An 18102-nucleotide genomic window follows, 5' to 3' on the forward strand; every position below is an offset into this window, starting at 1 on the left:
CGAGGAACAGGCTGTGGCACCTGCCCGTCGCAGCGGTCAGGCGGCGATGCCCGCGGCGTCGAGGATCGTGTAGCCGTACCCCTGCTCGGCGAGGAAGCGCTGGCGGTTCTGCGCGAAGTCCTGGTCGACCGTGTCCCGGGAGACGAGCGTGTAGAAGCTGGCGGACAGTCCGGACGCCTCGGGGCGGAGCAGGCGGCCGAGGCGCTGCGCCTCCTCCTGCCGCGAACCGAACGAGCCGGACACCTGGATCGCGACCGTCGCATCCGGCAGGTCGACCGAGAAGTTCGCGACCTTGCTCACCACGAGGACCTTCTCCGTGCCGTCGCGGAACGCCTGGTAGAGCCGCTCCCGCTCGGCGACGGGGGTGGCGCCCGTGAGCTTCGGGGCGCCGAGCGCCTCGGAGAGCTCGTCGATCTGGTCGAGGTACTGCCCGATCACGAGGATGCTCTCGCCGCGGTGGCGCTCGACCAGCGCGCGCGTGACCTCGAGCTTCGCCGGCGCGGTGGCGGCGAGCCGGTAGCGCTCGTCGTCCGCGGCCGCGGCGTAGACGAGCCGCGCGTCGTCGGGCAGGTCGATGCGCACCTCGAAGCACTCCGCGGGGGAGATGAAGCCCTGGGCCTCGATCTCCTTCCAGGGCGCGTCGAACCGCTTCGGGCCGATGAGGCTGAACACGTCGCCCTCGCGGCCGTCCTCCCGCACGAGCGTGGCCGTGAGGCCGAGGCGGCGGCGGGCCTGCAGGTCGGCGGTGAGCTTGAAGACGGGCGCGGGGAGCAGGTGCACCTCGTCGTACACGACGAGTCCCCAGTCGAGCGCGTCGAGGAGGGCCAGGTGGGCGTACTCGCCCTTCCGCTTGGCGGTGAGGATCTGGTACGTCGCGATGGTGACCGGCTTGACCTCGCGCGACTGGCCCGAGTACTCGCCGATCTCGTCCTCGGTGAGCGTGGTGCGCTTGAGGAGCTCCGTGCGCCACTGCCGGGCGGACACCGTGTTCGTGACGAGGATGAGGGTCGTCGTCTTGGCCCGCGCCATCGCGGCCGCGCCGACCAGCGTCTTGCCGGCGCCGCAGGGGAGGACGACCACGCCGGATCCGCCGTCGAGGAAGTGGTCGACCGCGTCCGTCTGGTACGCGCGCAGGGTCCAGCCGTCCTCGACGAGGGCCATGTCGTGCGGGGTGCCGGGCGTGTAGCCCGCCTGGTCCTCCGCGGGCCACCCGATCTTCACGAGCTCCTGCTTGAGCTGACCGCGGGCCCAGTCCTGCACGCGGTAGGTCGTGGCGTCGATCCGCTCGGTGAGCAGCGGCGCGATGCGGCGGGCGCTCGCGATCTCGGACAGCACCGCGCTCTCGGTGCTGGACACCTGCAGGCCGCCGTCCGCGTCGCGTCCGATGACGAGGCGGCCGTAGCGCCCCACCGTGTCGGTGACGTCGACCGTGACGGACTGCGGGATGGGGAAGCGCGAGTAGCGCTCGAGGGTGGCGAGCATGTCCGCGGCGGTGTGGCCGGCGGCGCGGGCGTTCCACAGGCCGAGCCGGGTGATCCGGTACGTGTGGATGTGCTCCGGCGCGCGCTCGAGCTCGGCGAAGACGGCGAGGTCGTGGCGCGCGTCCTCGGCGTCCGCGTGGGCGACCTCGAGGAGGACGGTGCGGTCGCTCTGGACGATCAGGGGGCCGTCGGACACGCCCGCCAGCTTAGGCGCGCTCACGACGGGATCGGCCCGGGGGAGAGGGAGACGATGCTCGACAGCGGCAGGGTCCGCTCGACGTCGGCGACGCGGTCGCGGGCGCGCAGGCGGCCGCCGGCGATGCTCGCGGGCTCGAGGACGTGGTCGACCTCGCGGCCGTCGGGCAGGCGGACCCGCACCGAGAGGGCGGCCTTGGCGCGGATCGCGACCTCGAGCTGGCGTGCCGTCCAGGCGGTGCCGTCATCGGGTCCGTCGGCGGCGCGGACGCGGGCCACGAGGGCGTCGGCGGCGTCGGGCGAGGGATCCGTCGCGATCGGCCGCGCCGGCGTCGCGCGCGCGTCGGGCGCGATCGGCCGGCCGTCGGGGCCCTCGCGGACCGGGCCGAGGCGGGCGGCGACGAGGGTCCGCTCGACGGCGTCGGGCGTCGCCGGGGAGGCGAGCGTCACGTCGTCGACGCGGACGAGGCGCAGGGAGGCGAGGTCGCGGTCGACGAGGAGGGTGGCGAGGAGCGCGGCGTCGTCGGAGACCACGGCCGTGCGGGCTTCCGCGGCGTCGGGGAGGTCCGCGGGCCGGATGCGCAGCCGGCCGAAGCGGGCGACGGCCTCGTCGAGGAGGTAGTCGAGCGGCTGCGGGATGCCGGTGAGCGAGATGCCGGCCAGGAACGCGCGGATCCCATCGCCCGAGTCGCCGGCGGCGAGGGCGCGGGCGACGGATCCGGCTGAGATGCGGTAGCTGGCGGCGAGTCCGCGGCCCTCCACGTCGGCGACGGCGAGGAGGCGCGACTCGACGCTCGGATCCAGCGGGCCGGGGGAGACGACCGTGAGGTCGTGCTGCAGGTACACGCGGTCCACCTCCGCGGGCAGGTGCGCGGCGAGCTCGGCGGCCGCGGCGGCGGCGCCAGTCGTGAGGAGGGCGCGGCCCGCCGAACTCGGGACGTCGCCGGTCGTGATCCCGAGGAGGCCCGCGTCGCGCGTGAACGCGGTGATGCGGTCGGCGATCCACGCCGATCCGCCCGGGAAGCGCCAGAGCACGCCGTCGATGAGGCCCGGGCCCCACGCGGCGTCGGCGCGCTCGGCGAGGATCTCGCGCGTCGTCGGGGCCAGCGCGTCGAGCCACGAGGACGCGAGCGCTCGCCAGCGCGCGGCGGTGGGGAGCGCGGACCACTCCGCCGCGGCGTCCGTCACGGACCAGGCGCGACCTGCCCGGGCGGCGAGGCCGGCACGGGCGGCGATGGCGAGGAGCACGGGGACGCCGTCGAGGTCGACCGCGAGCGCAGCGGACAGGCGCCGCGCATCCGGCAGCGACATGCCGCCGCGGCTGAGCTCGCGGGCGGGCTCCCGCGACAGCTCGTCCACGAGCGCGGCGACGGCGACGATCGAGGCGAAGGCGCTCTCGCCGGCGCGGCGGTCGACCTCGTCCGGGTCGACGCGGGGGACGGCGGCGAGCGGCGCGGGCGGGGCGAGACGCGCGAGCTCGTCCGTGCCGGGGCGGCCCGCGTCCGGCCAGGACGCGAGCTCCGCCTGCACCTCGGGATGCGTCGTGATCCCGTCCTCGTCGACGTCGGCGAGGAGCGTCCCGGCTCCGCGACGGGCGGCATCCGCGATGTCCTCGGGATCGATGGGGTCCTCGCCCGACCGGCGCGCGATCGCGTCGCGGACGACGGACAGGGGCACCCGTCGCGACGCCGCGCCCTCGGCGCAGGCCACGGCGAGGACGGCGAGGGACGTGCGGTCGAGCTGCTCGAGGGCCCGGGCGACGGCGTCCGGGGCGAGGAGCGCGTCGGCGAGGTCGAAGAGGTCGGCGACGCGCGATGCATCGACGCCGCGGTCGCGGACGAGGTCGGCCAGCGCATCGTCGTCCAGCGCGCGCAGGCGGGACGCGAGCACGAGGGCGTCGGTCATGGTCGTCCCGCTAGCGGGACGTGCCGTCCATGCGACGGCGGCGACGGACGCTGATGATGAGGATGGCGATGAAGAGGAGCGCCGCGATCGGGATCCCGACGGCCGGGAGCAGAAGGATCACCTGCCAGAGGGGCGTGCTGTACTGCGACGCGTCGACGGCGATGAGCGGGGCCAGCAGGATCGCGAGGATGCTCAGCACGGCCACCAGCAGGATCCCGGCGAGCATGTACGCGAGGATGCGCTCGGCCCGTCCCTCGCTCGGTGCGGTCTCGGATGCCATCCGCTCAGACTACGCCGTGGGCGACTCCCGGGCGCGTCGCCGTGCGGAGCCCGATCGGCCGCCGCCGGGTCGCGTCGCCGCCGGGTCGCGTCGCCGCCGGGGTCCGCCGCCCGGACCGCGCGGAGCCCGGGCGAATAGACTGGACCGCCCACCAGCACATCGAGCCCCGACCGGGGCGCGGAGCCCCTGGCAGGGGCGAGGGAAGAGGATCGCATGCCCACCGGCAAGGTGAAGTTCTACGACGAGGACAAGGGGTTCGGGTTCATCAGCTCGGACGACGGCCAGGAGGTATTCCTGCACGCGTCGGCCCTGCCCTCGGGCGTCGCCGGCGTGAAGGCCGGCACCCGGCTCGAGTTCGGCATCGCCGACGGCAAGCGGGGCGCGCAGGCGCTGTCCGCGCGGATCCTCGACGCCCCGCCCTCGCTCGTCCGCATGTCCCGCAAGCCCGCCGACGACATGGCCGTCATCGTCGAGGACCTCGTGAAGGTGCTCGACGGGATCGGCAGCGACCTCAAGCGCGGCCGGTACCCGGACGACGCCCACAGCCGCAAGATCGCCGCGCTGCTGCGCCGGGTCGCGGAGGAGCTCGATGCCTGAGCGCGTGGAGGACGAGAGCGTCGAGGAGACGACGACCGGGTCGGGCGTCGTGTCCGACGCGACGGCACCGGAGGCGACCGAGGACGTGGGCGGGGACGCCGTCGCGCACGCCGGTGATGACCGCGGGGCCGCGGTCGCTGACGAGCCGGCCGCGCCGCCCGTCGCCGACGCCGAGCTGCTCGCCGCCGTGGACCTCGCGCGCGCCGCGCTGCTCGAGATCACGCCGGCCGACACCGTCGGCGAGCCTGCCGGATCCACGGTCGAGGGCGATCGCGTGCTCTCCCTCCTCTTCGCGAACACGATGCCGGGCTACCCCGGCTGGTACTGGACCGTGACGCTGGCCCGCGTCGAGGACGCGGCGCCGACTGTGCTCGAGGCGGAGCTCATGCCCGGCGAGGGCGCGCTGCTGTCGCCGGAGTGGCTGCCGTGGTCCGACCGCCTGGCCGGGATCGAGGCCGACGAGGAGGCGGAGCGCCTCGCCGCCGAGTCCGGATCCGACGAAGACGACGATGAGGACGACGACGAGTCGGACGACGCCTCCGACGACGACACCGAGGACGCGGACGACGTGCTCGACGGCGTCGACTTCGAGAGCGCCCCGGCAGCCGACGATGACGACGACGATGACGACACGAGCTTCGACGGCGCCGATCGCTGACCCGCGTCGCGCATGACGACGGCGGCGGCCCCCGAGGGGACCGCCGCCGTCGTCGTCTCCGGCAGGTGCGGGATCAGCCAGCGCCCTGCTCCACCACGAACTCGATGCAGCGCACGAGCGCCCGCACGTCGTCCGGCTCGATGGCCGTGAAGGTCGCGACGCGCAGCTGGTTGCGTCCGAGCTTCCGGTAGGGCTCCGTGTCGACGACGCCGTTCGCGCGCAGGGTCTTCGCGATGGCCGCCGCGTCGATGGCGTCGTCGAAGTCCATCGTGACCACGACCTGCGAGCGGTGCGCGGGATCCGTGACGAACGGCCGCGCGTAGTCGACCCGCTCGGCCCAGTCGTAGAGGACGGCCGACGACTCGCGCGTGCGGGCGTCGGCCCAGGCGAGGCCGCCGGCGCGGTCGATCCAGTCGAGCTGGTCCTCGAGCATCAGCAGCGTCGCGAGCGCCGGCGTGTTCAGCGTCTGGTCCAGGCGCGAGTTGTCGACGGCGTTCTTGAGGCTGAGGAACTCGGGGATCCACCGGCCGGACGCCGCGATGCGCTCGACGCGCTCGAGGGCGGCGGGGGAGAACAGCGCGAGCCAGACGCCGCCGTCGCTCGCGAGGTTCTTCTGCGGGGCGAAGTAGTAGACGTCGGCCTGGGCCGCGTCGAAGTCGATGCCGCCGGCCGCGCTCGTGGCGTCGACGACCGTGAGGGCGCCCTCGTCGCCGTGCACGCGGGTGACGGGCGCCATGACGCCGGTGGAGGTCTCGTTGTGCGGCCAGGCGTAGACGTCCACGCCCTCGACGGGGTTCGCCGACGCACGGCTCCCGGGCTCCGCCGTGATGACGTCGGGCGCCTCGAGGAAGGGCGCCGCGGCGGCCTTCGCGAACTTGCCGCCGAACTCGCCGAAGACGAGGTTCTGGCTGCGGCGCTCGATGAGGGAGAACGCCGCGGCGTCCCAGAACGCGGTGGATCCGCCGTTGCCCAGCACGACCTCGTAGCCGTCGGGCAGGCGGAAGAGGCGGGAGAGGCCGGCGCGCACGCGGCCGACCATGTCCTTCACCGGCGCCTGCCGGTGGGAGGTGCCGAGGATCTGCGCGCCCGCGAGCGCGAGGTGGTCGAGCTGCGCCTGGCGGACCTTGGACGGGCCGCAGCCGAATCGTCCGTCGAGGGGCAGGAGTTCGGTGGGGATCGTCGTGGTCGGCATGCGGCAATGCTAGGGGACCCCCTCCGCGCGCCTCGGAGTGCGTCCGGAGGCGTGCGAGCCCCCGCGCCGGTCATCCCGCACCCGGGGAAGTAGGCTGGTCGCTGGCGCAAGGGAGGCCCCGATGACTGATCTCGTGGACACGACGGAGATGTACCTCCGCACCATCCTCGACCTCGAAGAGGAGGCCATCGTGCCCCTGCGGGCGCGCATCTCCGAGCGCCTCGGGCACTCCGGCCCCACCGTCTCGCAGACCGTCGCCCGCATGGAGCGCGACGGGCTCGTCGTCGTGAGCGGCGACCGCCACCTCGAGCTCACGCCGGAGGGCCGCAGCAAGGCCGTCCACGTGATGCGCAAGCACCGCCTCGCCGAGCGCCTCCTCAGCGACGTCATCGGGCTGGAGTGGGAATTCGTCCACGACGAGGCCTGCCGCTGGGAGCACGTGATGAGCGAGCAGGTGGAGCGGAAGATCCTCGACCTCCTCGGGCACCCGACCGAGTCCCCCTACGGCAACCCCATCCCGGGCCTCGACGAGCTCGGCGACTCCCCCGCCGTCGCGTTCATGGCCGGCGTGGTGAGCATCGTGGAGGCGACCCTCGGGGTCACCGCGGACGCCCCGGCGCGGGGCGTGGTGCGTCGCCTCGGCGAGCCCGTGCAGTTCGACCCCGAGCTGCTGTCGCAGCTCAAGCAGGCCGGCGTGCTGCCCGGCGCCACGGGGTCGTTCTCCCGCGACGGCGCCTACGTGCTCGTCCGCGTCGACGGCGCCGAGTCGGGGCTGGAGCTGCCGCTCGAGGTCGCCGGGCACATCTTCATCGAGCGCTGACCGGCGCCCCGCGCGGGGCGATCGCGGTCGGCGGATCCACAGCACCACCCCCGAAGTGGTCACGCGTTCGCGCCACACCGTGCTCACCGGGGGTTCTGTTCCGCATCCCTCGCGAGGATGACGTCTCCCGTTATGGATTCGTTAGAAAGATGGTCCCTCAGGATGACAAACGGGGGCCGGTCCCTTACTCTCGAACAGGCCCGACCGACCACCACAGAGGTCCCGGGCCCGGTGCAGGGCGTCTCGACACCCGTCCCCTGCACGTGTACCCCTCGACGACCTTGGAGGGACGGGGCGCCAGCATGCCCGGCGTCGAGACGCAGGAGGTTGACAACTTGGCCCATGGTGACATCAGCGGTTCCGTCGGGAACCCGTCCGACCCGACCCGACCGCCCGCACCCGGGATGGATCGCCTCCCCACCCGCCGCGAGCTCCGTGCCGCCGAGGCCGCCCAGGCGGTCCGTCCCCGTCGCGACTCGGCCGCGCGCACGCTGCAGGCCCCCGCGCCGCGCGTGAGCACCGCGCCTGCCGCGCGCTCGCGCCGCACGAAGACCGCCAACGTCTTCGTCATGACCGTGGTCACCGGCGTCATCGGGGCCCTCGCGCTGCCGGCGTACGCCACCGGCGCCTCGATCGAGCACACCGCGAACGTGAAGGGCACCTCCCTCCAGGACTACACGGCCGCCAACGCGCAGGTCGTGACCGCCGACAACGCGTCGTCTGCCCCGGTCGAGGCGGGCTTCACCGCCACCTCCGTCGCCGAGCTCAACGCCCAGAAGGCCGACGCCGCCCGCTCCGCGCTCGCCCAGCAGCGCCGCACGCAGCTCGCGTCCTCGGTCACGAACTACACCGGGGCGTCCGCCTCGCAGCTCGCGCAGAACCCGATCTACCCGGGCACCTCGGCCACGGGCGTGGCCGCTGTGGCGCGCCAGTACCTCGGCACCCCCTACGTCCTGGGTGGCAACTCCCCCGCCGGCTTCGACTGCTCCGGGCTCGTCCAGTACGTCTTCGCCCAGTTCGGCCTCGACCTGCCGCACTCGGTCCGCGCGCAGGGCGCCGCCGGCGTCACGGTCCCCGAGTCGGAGGCGCGTGCCGGCGACATCGTGGTCTGGAACGACGGCAGCCACGACGGCATCTACACCGGCAACGGCATCATGATCGACGCGCCCAAGCCCGGCGACCACGTCAAGGAGCGCCCGGTCTGGAGCTCCAACGTGCACTACGTCCGCCTCCTCGGCTGACCCGCGCACCGACCTCCGGAGGCCGGCGGCACGCATCCACCCGATGCGCCGCCGGCCTCCGTCGTTCCCCGGGACAAACGGGGGTCGCTGGGCTACCCTGTGCGGTGAGACGTCCCTCGACCCGCCCGGGAGCCCCGATGACCACCGCACGCGACATCCGCACCATGGATGCGCACGTGCGCCACGGCCATCGGCACCATCCCCGGGTGGGCATCCACCTGGTCCACCCGAGCGGTCACCCGCTCTCCTGAAGGCATCGCCGAGCACTCGGCGGTGCCTTCGCGTGTTCCCGGGGGCGGGGACGCCTCATTCGGATTCCTGGAAGCCGTCCAGGCCGGTCTGAGAGGGATGTCGTGCGCACACTGGTACTCAACGCGGGCTTCGAGCCGCTCGCCGTCGTGTCGTTCAAGCGGGCCCTGGTGCTCGTGCTGAGCGGCAAGGCCACCACGCTCGCCCAGGACGAGGAGAACCCAATCCTCGGGAGCGGCGGCGCCTGGGGCCGCCCGTCGGTCATCCTCCTGACGCGGTACGTGCGGATCCCGCACGCGCGCCGTGTGCCCGTCTCGCGCCGCGGGGTCCTGCGGCGCGACGGCGGCCGCTGCGCGTACTGCGCCCGGAACGCGACCACCATCGACCACGTCCTGCCCCGTTCGCGCGGGGGGAAGGACACCTGGGAGAACCTCGTCGCCTGCTGCCTGTCGTGCAACAACCGCAAGAGCGACCGGACGCCCGAGGAGATGGGGTGGTCGCTGCGGACGTCGCCGCGGGCTCCGCAGGGGAGCGGCTGGGTCGTCAGCGGCATGGAGCGCCCGGCTCCCGGCTGGGACGAGTTCCTGGCGCCCGCGGCCTGACGCGGGACGGCGGTCGACGCGCCCGACGGGATCCGGCGGACGCGCGTCCGTAGGCTGAGGGGATGACCGACGACGTCCGTGCCTCCGCGACCCCCGACGATCCGTTCCTGTGGCTGGAGGAGATCCACGGAGACCGCGCGCTCGCGTGGGTCCGGGCGGAGAACGACCGGACGCTCGGCCGGTCGCCCGAGGAGTCGCGCGCCGGGCTCACCGCCGAGCTGCTCGAGGTGCTGGAGTCCGACGAGCGCATCCCGTACGTGACCCGCCACGGCGAGCACCTCTACAACCTCTGGCGCGACGCCGAGCACGTGCAGGGCCTCTGGCGCCGCACCACGCTCGACGAGTACGCGGCGCCGTCGCCCGAGTGGGAGGTCCTGCTCGACCTCGACGCCCTGGGCGAAGCCGAGGGGATCCCGTGGCAGTTCTCCCGGGCGCAGCTCCTGTCGCCCGACCGCGACCGCGCGCTCGTGTCGCTGTCGCCCGACGGCGGGGACGCCGTGGCGGTCCGCGAGCTCGACCTCGCCACCGGCCGCTTCGTCGAGGGCGGCTTCGCGGTGCCGGTCGCGAAGACGATGGTGTCGTGGATCGACCGGGACACCGTCTTCGTCGGCACCGACTTCGGCCCGGGCAGCCTCACCGAGAGCTCCTACGCGCGGACGGCCCGGCGCTGGAGCCGCGGCCAGGCGCTCGCCGACGCCCCCGAGGTCCACGCGGTCGCGGCGAGCGACATGCTCGTCCACGTGACGCACGACCCCACGCCGGGCTTCGAGCGGGACGTCATCCGCGAGGTGCCCGACTTCTTCACCTCACGCACGCTGCTGCTCACCGACGCGGGGACCGTGCCGATCGACGTGCCCGAGGACGTGGACGTCGACCTGCACCGCGAGTGGCTCGTGCTCCGGCCGCGCACCGACACGGAGATCGGCGGCGTCGTCCACCCCGCGGGCTCGCTGCTGGCGGCGCACCTCGACGACTTCCTCGCCGGATCCCGCGAGCCGGCCGTGCTGTTCGCGCCGACCTCGTCGCGGAGCCTCGAGGACTGGGCCTGGACCGCGGGGCACCTCGTGCTGACCCTGCTGGAGGACGTGGCGAGCCGGATCCGCGTGCTGACTCCGCCGACGGCCGACGGCTCCGGCGGCTGGAGGGAGGAGGACGTGCCCGTGGGCACGCCGCTCGCCTCCGTCTCCGTCGTGGCCACCGACCGCGAGACCGACGAGTACTGGCTCGCGGTGACGGGCTTCCTCACCCCGCCCACGCTCCTGCTCGGCGTGGTGGGCGAGGGCGCGCCGCGTGCCGTCAAGGACCAGCCGGCCTCCTTCGACGCGTCCGGGCTCGAGGTCGCGCAGCACTTCGCGGTGTCCGACGACGGGACGCGCGTGCCGTACTTCCAGGTGGGGCCGCGGGACCTGCCGCTCGACGGATCCGCGCCCACGCTCCTCTCCGGCTACGGCGGCTTCGAGAACAGCCGGCTGCCGTCGTACAGCGGCGTCGTGGGGCGCGGCTGGCTCGCGCGCGGCGGCGTCTACGTGCTCGCCAACATCCGGGGCGGCGGCGAATACGGCCCGGCGTGGCACCGGGCCGCGCTCCGGCAGGACCGCCACCGCGCCTACGAGGACTTCGCGGCGGTCGCGCGCGACCTGGTGACCCGCGGCGTCACCGTGCCCGCGCGCCTCGGCTGCGAGGGCAGGAGCAACGGCGGGCTGCTCGTCGGCAACATGCTCACCACCTACCCGGAGCTGTTCGGCGCCGTGGTCTGCGGGGTGCCGCTGCTCGACATGCGGCGGTACACGCGGCTCTCCGCGGGGGCGTCGTGGATCGCCGAGTACGGCGACCCGGACGTGGCGGGGGACTGGGAGTTCATCCGCACGTTCTCGCCGTATCACAACGTCCGGGAGGGGGTCGCGTACCCGCCTGCGCTCGTCTACGCGGCGACGAGCGACGATCGCGTCGGCCCCGTGCAGGCGCGGAAGATGGTCGCGCTGCTGCACGAGACCGGGGTCGAGGACGCCTGGTACTTCGAGAACACCGCGGGCGGCCACGGCGGGTCCGCGGACAACCCGGCGACCGCGCGGCTCCAGTCGCTGATCCACGCCTTCCTGTGGGAGCGGCTCGGCGCACGCCGCTGACGGACGCGGCGGACCGGCGATGCGGCGCCGCATCGACGGTCCGCCTCAGCCGGTGCGGTCGAGGGCCCGCGAGCGCTGGTGCATCCCGGCGATGAGGTCGGAGAGCATCGCCGTCGGCGCGAGCCCCACCTCGCGCTCCAGCCGCGCGCGGTAGGCGCCGTACGCGTGCAGCGCGTCGGACTGGTTGCCCGCGGTGAGGTGCACGGCGATGAGGCAGCGCTGCGCGGTCTCGCGGAGCGGATCCACCTCGATCGCCCGGCGGGCCGCGGACGCCGCCTCGTGGAGCCGGCCGCGCACGCGGAGCGCGTCGGACTGCGCCTCGAGCGCGTTCACGCGGAGGTGCCGCCACTCGTCGGCGGCGGGCTCCAGCCAGGCGTCGAACCAGTCGGGCAGGAGGGGTGAGCCGAACAGGGCCACGGCGTCCGGGGCCAGGTCGGCGTCCGCCGGCTCGACGATCCGCGGCTCGAGCAGGCGAGCGGCGGTGGCGCGGGCGACGCGCAGGTCGACCCGGACGTCCGCGCGGAGGAGCAGGCCGCCGGGCGTCGTCTCGACGATCTCCCGCCCGGCGTCACCGAGGCGCGCGACGGCGGAGCGGAGGCTCGAGGCCGCGCGGCCGTCGCGCGCCTCGGGCCACAGCTCGGCCGCGAGCGCGCCGCGGTCGGCGGGCCGGCTGCGGAGCGCCAGGGCGGCGATGAGGCGCTGCGTGCCGTCGGACAGGGCGGTGGCGGGCGGGCCCACCGTCGTCGTCGTCGTCGTCGTCGTCGCGAGCGGGGCGGGTGGGTGCGAGGCGTCGGCGAGCGGGGCCAGGCCGGCGGCGCGGAACCCGCCGAGCAGGTCGACGCGGATCACCGGGCGGCCCCGGCGCACGCGGGGGAGGAGGTGGACGGGCTGTCGGGCCCGGTGCCGGTCACGGCATCACGACGCGCGACGAACGTGCTCCCGTCGTGCGCGTGCTGATGCATGGGGCACCTCCGTCGCCGCCAACGTATCCGTTCGGCGACGAAAGCCCATCATCCGGGTGCTTTTGGGGCTAGGTGCGCCGCGCCGCCCGGCGACGGATCGACGGGCGGCGCGGCACGGGGTGCGAGGGCGGCTAGGCCTTCGCGGTCTTGCGTCGTGCGTGGATCCCGAGGCCCAGGGCTCCGAGGACCAGGGCGGCGAGGCCCCAGCCGATCGTGGGCGTGGGGTCGTATCCGGTGACCGGGAGGTTCCCGCCCGGCGTGGTGCCGCCTGGACCGAAGGGCGTCCCCGGGGTGCGCGTGGCGGTCGGGGTGCCGGCCGTCGGCGTCGGGGTGCCCGTCGTGGCGCTGGGCGTGGGAGCGGTCGCGGTCGGGGTCGGCGCGGTCGCGGTGGGCGTCGGCGCCGTGGGGGTGGGGGTCGGTGCCGTCGCGGTGGGCGTCGGCGTGGGAGCGTCGGTCGGCGACGTCGTGGGGGCCACGGTCGGCGACGTGGTCGGCGCGACGGTGGGCGTCGCCGTCGGGGTGACGACGGCGGTCACGAAGTTGCGGATGCGCGCGGAGCAGGTGACGGTCGCGCCGCCGCCGTTGCCGGATCCGATGCACTGGTCGACCTGCACCGCGAGCGCGGTGGAGGTCGTGGAGGTCGGCACGGTGCAGGTCACGCGACCGGCCCCGCCGCCGCCGTTGCCGGACTGGTTGCACTGAGTGATGTCGGCGTTCGTCGTGCTGCCGACCGGGGAGCAGTTGACGGCGTTCGCGCCGCCGCCCTGTCCGGCGGCGATGCACTGGTTGACCGTCGCCGGCGTCGTGGTGCTCGTGCCGGTGATGTTGTTCGTGACGTCCACGGTGCATGCGACCTCGCCGCCGCCGCCGTTCCCGGATCCGTTGCACTGGTCGACCGAGGTGACGATGGTCTGCGCGCTCTGCACGTCCGTGGTGCAGGTGCCGGCGGTGTTCGCGGCGCCGACGCAGACGACGGTCGTGACGGTCGACGAGCCGACGCCGGTGGCCACGTCGAGGTTGTTGACGACGGTGACCGAGCAGGTGACCTGCTCGCCGCCCACGTTGGAGATCCCGTCGCACTGCTGGATCGCGGTGGCGGTGGCGGCCGACGCGGAGTCGAGGGAGCTGCCGACGCCGACCCCGATGCCGACCACGGCCACGAGGGCGATGAGCGCGGCACCACCGGCGGCGACGAGACGCGCGCGGAGCGGGCGTCGAGGGCGGGTGATGCGGGTCGCGGGTGCGGCGGACCCGGGTGATGCGAGGTGATTCGGCACGGTGCTCCTTGTTCGGGAGCGAGCCTGCTCGCAGGGGCGCGACACGGCCGCGACGGCCGCGTGACCGGCGCGTGACACCCGGCGCGCCACGGCGCCGGATGCGCACGGCCGCGGTGCGCGGGCCATTCATTACGTGACTCCGGCGGGCATGCGAAGAGGGCCGATCCGCATGCGGATCGGCCCTCTCGGGTGCATTCCGCGCCAGGCGCGGGAAGCGGTGCGACTACTTGTTGGAGCGGTACTCCTCGAGCAGGTCGGCCGAGATGCGGCCGCGCTCGGAGACCTTGTGGCCGTGCGCGCGCAGCCATTCGCGGGCGGCGCCGAGGTCCTCCTTGGGCGCGCTCGAGGACGAGCGACGCGGGCTGGAGGAGCGGCCGGAGGAGGCGCGGCCGACGCGGCGTGCGCGGTCGACGTACGTGTCCAGCGCCTCACGGAGCTTCGCGGCGTTCGCGTCGCTCAGATCGATCTCGTAGTTCACGCCGTCGAGTGCGAAGGGGACGGTCTCGCCCTTTCCCTCATCGATGACGACGCCGTCGATGTCGTCGACGAGCGTGGTGACAACCTTGCGAGCCACGTCCATTCCTTTCCTTGCGGATGATGCATCCTGCGATGCCTGCGTTCCACACGATACCGTTCCCGGCGTGATTTCCGAAACGAGACGCGCGATCCGGTCGTCGATTACGCGATATGCGCGTGCCCTGAGCGCGGCATTCGCATTTCGGACCCGTCCGGGGATGCGCTCCGGCCCTTTCCGGGAGGGCGAACGGGCCGGCGCGGGCGTCCCCGCCGCCTATTTTCGGAAAGCGGGGAATTTGATGCGTCCCGCAACGGATCCGCGGCGCCGGGGTGCGCAGGCGGGTGCGCAGGCGGGCGCCCGGACGCGCGAGGGCCCGCGGAGACGTGCTCCGCGGGCCCTCGATGCCGATCCTGCTGCGACGCCGGATCAGTAGTACTCGCCGTGGCGGTAGTCCCACGACGGGAACGACCGGGCGAGCGCCGACATGATGACGTCGACCGCGAGGCCGCGGCGGATGAGCGTGGGGCTCGGGGTGACGGAGCGCTCGCCGCGCTGCTCGGGGATGAGCGCGCCGGACGCGTCGACCATCGAGACCATGACGCCCTGCTCGTGCCGGCTGGTCTCGTCGAGGCCCGGCTGGATGGAGGCGACGTACTCGTCGGCGGCGACGATGACGTCGGCCTGCTGCTCGATGCGCTCGCCGATGCCCTCGACGCGACCGCGATTGCCCTTGCCGGACGGGTTGGCCGAGCTGGCGAACGCGAGGCGCCCGCTCGCCCAGAGGTGCTCGGCGAGCTGCTCGGCGGGGCGGCCGAAGCGGATCACGAAGCAGCTCGTGCCGCGGCGGTCCATGGCGAGCTGCGCCGCGGTCTCGTCGGGGAGGAGGTGCTTCGCGTCCTCGCGCCAGGGGAGGATGCAGCCGAGCAGCACGTCCGCGTCCCAGTGCTCCTGGTAGAAGGCGAGGATCTCGTCGTTCAGCACGGCGAGCTGCTGCAGCTGCTCGATGCTCGTGCAGAGGACCACGCCCGGCTTGTCGCGGTTGCGCTGCTTGGCATCGAACTTGCGCTCGAGGCCCGCTCCGTCGGTGGTCATGAGGATGTAGCCGACCTTGGTGGCGGCGACGACGAGCCCGCCGGGGGCTTCGATCGCGGCGGCGGCGCGCTCGTCGAGGCTGCCGTCCCAGGGGATCGTGCGGGTGGTGTCGGTCATGGGCGCGTGCCTCTCGTACGTGTCGGGAAGGGGAGCATGGGCGCACCTGCGTCGGGCCGGGATGCGCCGTGCCGCGCGTGCGGCGATCAGGCGGTGTGGACGACGGTAGGCGCGGCGGCTGGGCGGGACGGGTGAGCGTCCACAGGGGACGACCCTATCCCTCCGCCGCCAGCACCGTGCGGCAGGCGAGGTGCAGCGCGAGGCGCGTCTCGGCGTCCGCGAGGTCGACCTGGAGGATGCGCTGCACGCGCTGGATCCGCTCGGCCACCGTGTTGCGGTGCACGGCCAGGATCGAGGCGGTCTCGGCGACCGACGACTCGGCGTCGAGGTAGGTCGCGAGGGTGGCGAGGAGGTCGCCCGCGGTCTGCCGGCGCAGCGGCGCGAGCAGCTCGAGCGCCGCCGGCTGGAAGGTGTCGGTCTGCGTCCAGGCGAGGAGCAGCTGCGCGAGGCCCAGGCGGTCGACGTGGAGGAAGCGGCCGGACTGCGGCCGGGAGGCGGCGAGACGCGCGGCGTCGGCGGCCTCCGTGAGCGAGCGCGCGATCCCGGCCGGCCCGTGGTGCACGCGTCCGACGCCGACCGCGCTCGACAGGTCGTCGTCCCACCGCTGCTGCGCCCGCCGCACCGCACGCGCGGCCGCCTGGGCCGCGGGGACGTCGGGCTCGAGGTCGAACGTGATCCACGCGGCCCAGCCGTCGCCCTGCTCGACCACGCCCACGTCGAGGCCCTCCGCCGCGAGCGCCTCGATGAGCTCGTAGCGGCGGCCGACGGTGTCCACGTCCTGGCGCGCCACGACGCGCACCCCCATGTGCCAGCCCTCGACGCGCCAGCCGAGCTCGAGGGCGCGGCGGAGCAGCCCGGCGCCGGGGGCGTCCCCCGCCTCCAGGAGCTCGCCGAGCAGCGCGATGCGCCACCGGGCCTCGCGCTCGTCGACCACGCGCCGCAGCGACAGCCGGTGGCCGACCGCGAGCGCGGCGATGGGGAGGGCGGCGGCCACGGCGTCGACCTCGGCGGGCACAGACCCGGGGACCTCGACCACCAGCCAGCTCGGCGCGACCAGACCGGAGTCGACCCGCGCGCTCACCAGCGTGCCGGTCTCGCCGACGGGGCGCGCGTCGACGTGCCCGGGGAGCCCCTCGGCGATCGCGGCGCGCGCCTCGGAGGACGGGAGCGCGCCATCGGGCGCGAGGACGCGGCCGGAGGAGTCGACGAGGAGCGCCGGCCGGCCGAGGAGCGCGGTCGCCGCGACGAGGGTGTCGGCCGGATCCCGGTCGGCGTCCGCGAGCGCCGTGACGGCGTCGAGCGCGGCCCGTCCCGCGGCAGCGCGGGCATCGCCGAGACGGTCGTGGAGGGCGAGCGAGGTGGCCCACGCGTCGTCGCACGCGAGGACGACGACGCCGAGCCGGGCTGCGAGGAGGGACGTGGCCGGATCCACCGCGACGGCCGCATCGAGCACGACCACGGTCACCCCCCGGTCGGCGAGGCGGCGCAGGCGGGCGTCGAACCGCCAGGTGGTGCGCTCGGTCCGGTCGAGGACCACGAGCACGTCCGTCCCCGGGGGCAGCGGCTCGTCCGACGGGGCGTCCATCAGCACGCCCTGGACCCGCGTCACGGCCGGGTCCGCGGATCCGGCCAGGCGGCGCACGTCGGCGAGCGACGCGTGGTCGAGCAGCGCGGAGAGGACGACCGGGCGGATCACGCGGGCACCTCGACGGCGCCGAAGCCGAACGCCGCGGGGGAGACCGCGGCCCGGCGCTCGGCCGTGGCCGTCCACCAGGCGGGGGCCTCCAGCGCGACGACGGCGACCTTCGCGCCCGGCCGCACGGCGTCGACGAGGAGCGCTCCGGCGCCCGCCACGGAGAGGCCCGGCACCGCGATGACGGTGATGATGTCGGGTGCCGCGGCCACGGGCAGGCCGTCCGCGAGCGCGACGACGAACTCGTTCTCGGCCTCGAGCCGGATGACCGCGCCGCTCCGCTCGTCCACGACGCTGACGGTGGTCACGTCGAAGCGGCCGCGGCGCGGCGAGGTGACGACGTCGACCACGCGACCGTGCCCGAGGAGCACGCCGCCGAGCGCCTTCGCGAGGTCGGCCGGAGCGTCCGTGCCGTCGGCCGCGCGCAGGGCCCGCCCGAGCCGGCGCGCACGCTCGGCGGTGCCCGGGATCGCCGTCGCGCGGAGGTCGGCGGCGCGCTGCGGCGACAGGGCGAGCGCGGCCCAGCCGGAGGAGTGCGCGATGGCGAGCCGCAGCAGGCCCTCCACCTCCGAGGGGCTGACGCCGTCGAGCAGCATGGTGCGTCCGCCCGGCTCGGCGACGACGCACGGCGAGATGGCGCGGCCGGAGACGACGAGGCTCGACTGGTCGATGCGGGGGAACGCGCGTCCCATGAGGTCGGCGTCGAGCAGCGGCAGGCCGGTCATCGACGCCGCCGCGAAGGGCGCGAGCCCGTTGACGCCCGCCATCTCGAGCGGCATGAGCGCCGCGGGAGGCGTGCCCGTCCACCGCGTGAGCGCCTGCACCGCCTCGGGCAGCTCCGTGCCGGAGGGGAGCTTCTCGCGGAGCACCGACGTGGATCCGATGTAGCCCACCGGCACCACGAGGTCGTCCGGGTCGAGGTCGTCGAGCCCGATGCCGCGCACCGGGGCCGTGGCGAGCTGCCGGGCGGTGGCGGCCGCGAGGATCCGCGGGTCGCCGCCGCCGCCCGAGCCCAGCAGCATCAGCCCGGCGACGAGGTCGGGGAGGTCGTCGACTCCCAGGTCCCGGCTCACCGGCGTCACGGTAGCACCCGGCCGT

General features: G+C 74.6%; 16 protein-coding genes. 6 read left to right on the forward strand and 10 right to left on the reverse strand.

What is annotated here, in order from left to right:
- Window positions 1-36: 36 nt before the first annotated feature.
- Genes AWH51_RS07050 through AWH51_RS07060 form a run of 3 tightly spaced genes read right to left on the reverse strand, consistent with a single transcriptional unit; the run spans window position 37 to window position 3861 of the window.
- A complete protein-coding gene (locus AWH51_RS07050) occupies window positions 37-1677 on the reverse strand; it encodes a DNA repair helicase XPB (RefSeq protein WP_063071389.1) in 1641 nt (546 codons plus the stop codon).
- Window positions 1678-1697: 20 nt separating this feature from the next.
- On the reverse strand, window positions 1698-3581 hold the full coding sequence (locus AWH51_RS07055) for a helicase-associated domain-containing protein (protein ID WP_063071390.1): 1884 nt from the start codon (window positions 3579-3581) through the stop codon (window positions 1698-1700).
- A 10-nt stretch (window positions 3582-3591) separates the two neighbouring features.
- A complete protein-coding gene (locus AWH51_RS07060) occupies window positions 3592-3861 on the reverse strand; it encodes a hypothetical protein (protein WP_063071391.1) in 270 nt (89 codons plus the stop codon).
- 213 nt (window positions 3862-4074) lie between these two features.
- On the opposite strand from AWH51_RS07060, the gene AWH51_RS07065 reads away from it, so the two are divergent.
- Both AWH51_RS07065 and AWH51_RS07070 read left to right on the forward strand, forming a co-directional pair.
- Window positions 4075-4458: a cold-shock protein gene (locus AWH51_RS07065; protein ID WP_063071392.1), complete on the forward strand. Its 384-nt coding sequence runs from the start codon at window positions 4075-4077 to the stop codon at window positions 4456-4458.
- Complete coding sequence (locus AWH51_RS07070) at window positions 4451-5116, forward strand: DUF3027 domain-containing protein (RefSeq protein WP_063071393.1); 666 nt, start codon at window positions 4451-4453, stop codon at window positions 5114-5116. The genes AWH51_RS07065 and AWH51_RS07070 overlap by 8 nt, the downstream gene beginning before the upstream one ends.
- A 73-nt stretch (window positions 5117-5189) precedes the next feature.
- Here AWH51_RS07070 and serC read toward each other — a convergent pair whose 3' ends face one another.
- Entirely contained in the window at window positions 5190-6308 is a 1119-nt protein-coding gene (gene serC / locus AWH51_RS07075) for a phosphoserine transaminase (RefSeq protein WP_063071394.1), read from the reverse strand.
- Between the two features lie 121 nt (window positions 6309-6429).
- Here serC and AWH51_RS07080 point away from each other — a divergent pair, with 121 nt between their 5' ends.
- From AWH51_RS07080 to AWH51_RS07095, 4 genes are all read left to right on the forward strand, one after another.
- Window positions 6430-7128 (forward strand): metal-dependent transcriptional regulator, encoded by a 699-nt coding sequence (locus AWH51_RS07080; protein ID WP_063071395.1) that lies wholly within the window; start codon window positions 6430-6432, stop codon window positions 7126-7128.
- A gap of 404 nt (window positions 7129-7532) precedes the next feature.
- Complete coding sequence (locus AWH51_RS16570; protein ID WP_270979820.1) at window positions 7533-8369, forward strand: C40 family peptidase; 837 nt, start codon at window positions 7533-7535, stop codon at window positions 8367-8369.
- 353 nt (window positions 8370-8722) lie between these two features.
- Complete coding sequence (locus AWH51_RS07090) at window positions 8723-9220, forward strand: HNH endonuclease (RefSeq protein WP_063071397.1); 498 nt, start codon at window positions 8723-8725, stop codon at window positions 9218-9220.
- Between the two features lie 62 nt (window positions 9221-9282).
- The gene (locus AWH51_RS07095) at window positions 9283-11346 is read left to right on the forward strand and encodes a prolyl oligopeptidase family serine peptidase (RefSeq protein ID WP_063071398.1); all 2064 of its coding nucleotides are present in this window, start codon (window positions 9283-9285) and stop codon (window positions 11344-11346) included.
- Between the two features lie 45 nt (window positions 11347-11391).
- Here the strand turns inward: AWH51_RS07095 and AWH51_RS07100 are convergent, their stop codons facing one another.
- From AWH51_RS07100 to AWH51_RS07125, 6 genes are all read right to left on the reverse strand, one after another.
- Window positions 11392-12213 (reverse strand): AfsR/SARP family transcriptional regulator, encoded by an 822-nt coding sequence (locus tag AWH51_RS07100; protein WP_254654504.1) that lies wholly within the window; start codon window positions 12211-12213, stop codon window positions 11392-11394.
- 226 nt (window positions 12214-12439) lie between these two features.
- Window positions 12440-13585: a hypothetical protein gene (locus AWH51_RS16245; RefSeq protein WP_063071399.1), complete on the reverse strand. Its 1146-nt coding sequence runs from the start codon at window positions 13583-13585 to the stop codon at window positions 12440-12442.
- Window positions 13586-13808: 223 nt separating this feature from the next.
- Complete coding sequence (locus tag AWH51_RS07110) at window positions 13809-14159, reverse strand: histone-like nucleoid-structuring protein Lsr2 (RefSeq protein ID WP_063071452.1); 351 nt, start codon at window positions 14157-14159, stop codon at window positions 13809-13811.
- 369 nt (window positions 14160-14528) lie between these two features.
- Window positions 14529-15311, reverse strand: a complete 783-nt coding sequence (locus AWH51_RS07115; RefSeq protein WP_063071400.1) for an L-threonylcarbamoyladenylate synthase — start codon at window positions 15309-15311, stop codon at window positions 14529-14531.
- A 154-nt stretch (window positions 15312-15465) separates the two neighbouring features.
- The gene (locus tag AWH51_RS07120) at window positions 15466-17007 is read right to left on the reverse strand and encodes a helix-turn-helix domain-containing protein (RefSeq protein ID WP_063071401.1); all 1542 of its coding nucleotides are present in this window, start codon (window positions 17005-17007) and stop codon (window positions 15466-15468) included.
- Window positions 17004-18077 carry a DUF917 domain-containing protein gene (locus tag AWH51_RS07125; protein ID WP_254654505.1) on the reverse strand — a complete coding sequence of 358 codons (1074 nt, stop codon included), beginning with the start codon at window positions 18075-18077 and terminating at the stop codon, window positions 17004-17006. The genes AWH51_RS07120 and AWH51_RS07125 overlap by 4 nt, the downstream gene beginning before the upstream one ends.
- Between the last annotated feature and the right edge of the window lie 25 nt (window positions 18078-18102).

It is taken from the genome of Clavibacter tessellarius (genome assembly GCF_001618005.1).
GTDB lineage: Bacteria > Actinomycetota > Actinomycetes > Actinomycetales > Microbacteriaceae > Clavibacter > Clavibacter tessellarius_A.

Bases quoted from the DNA above. Each gene is read 5' to 3' on its own strand.
- AWH51_RS16570 (WP_270979820.1), top strand. From the start codon at position 7,533: ATGGATCGCCTCCCCACCCGCCGCGAGCTCCGTGCCGCCGAGGCCGCC.
- AWH51_RS07080 (WP_063071395.1), top strand. From the start codon at position 6,430: ATGACTGATCTCGTGGACACGACGGAGATGTACCTCCGCACCATCCTC.
- AWH51_RS07070 (WP_063071393.1), top strand. From the start codon at position 4,451: ATGCCTGAGCGCGTGGAGGACGAGAGCGTCGAGGAGACGACGACCGGG.
- AWH51_RS07115 (WP_063071400.1), bottom strand. From the start codon at position 15,311: ATGACCGACACCACCCGCACGATCCCCTGGGACGGCAGCCTCGACGAG.
- AWH51_RS07065 (WP_063071392.1), top strand. From the start codon at position 4,075: ATGCCCACCGGCAAGGTGAAGTTCTACGACGAGGACAAGGGGTTCGGG.
- AWH51_RS07095 (WP_063071398.1), top strand. From the start codon at position 9,283: ATGACCGACGACGTCCGTGCCTCCGCGACCCCCGACGATCCGTTCCTG.
- AWH51_RS07060 (WP_063071391.1), bottom strand. From the start codon at position 3,861: ATGGCATCCGAGACCGCACCGAGCGAGGGACGGGCCGAGCGCATCCTC.
- serC (WP_063071394.1), bottom strand. From the start codon at position 6,308: ATGCCGACCACGACGATCCCCACCGAACTCCTGCCCCTCGACGGACGA.
- AWH51_RS07055 (WP_063071390.1), bottom strand. From the start codon at position 3,581: ATGACCGACGCCCTCGTGCTCGCGTCCCGCCTGCGCGCGCTGGACGAC.